Below are 510 nucleotides of genomic sequence, written 5' to 3'. Positions count from 1 at the left end.
GTCACGGCGATCGACCAGCAGACCCAACGCGACCAGTTCCGGATCCGCCTGTACCTGACGTAGATTCGGCGCCCGCAACGCCGCCAACGCGACCGAATGCGCATCGACCGGGTCGGTTTTGCGGCCGTTGCCGGTAGCGAACACCCGCACCTGCGCCGACAGTTTCGCCGGGACGTCGATGACGGTTTCCCCGTCGGCTACCAGCCGGTGCGCCACATGCCGTCCGACACCGTTGCAGCCCTCGATCGCCCATACCCGTTGTGGGAATCGTTGTGCAGCGGTGAGCATTTCACCGTATCCGGTGGTGTCGGTGCCGTAACGCCCGGTCGCGAGGATCTTCGCGTCGGGGTCGATGATTTCGATGGTGGCCGAGCGTTTGTGCGGGTCCATGCCAATGATGACCGACATCGGTATCCTTCCAGATCGACGGAGGAGGTATCCGCGCAGGAAGGCACCGCTACTTCGAGCCAGGGCAGACCCCTTTCCAGCCACGCCCGCACGGTAACCCGG

General features: G+C 64.7%; 1 protein-coding gene. It reads right to left on the bottom strand.

Going from position 1 to position 510, the window contains the following annotated elements:
• Window positions 1–408: IS110 family transposase (locus tag NM2_RS46950; protein ID WP_157122136.1), on the bottom strand; the 408-nt coding region annotated here is incomplete at its 3' end.
• Window positions 409–510: the final 102 nt, after the last annotated feature.

Source organism: Nocardia miyunensis NBRC 108239, assembly GCF_001613065.1.
GTDB lineage: Bacteria > Actinomycetota > Actinomycetes > Mycobacteriales > Mycobacteriaceae > Nocardia > Nocardia miyunensis.
This window is presented reverse-complemented; position numbering and strand designations above follow the sequence as displayed.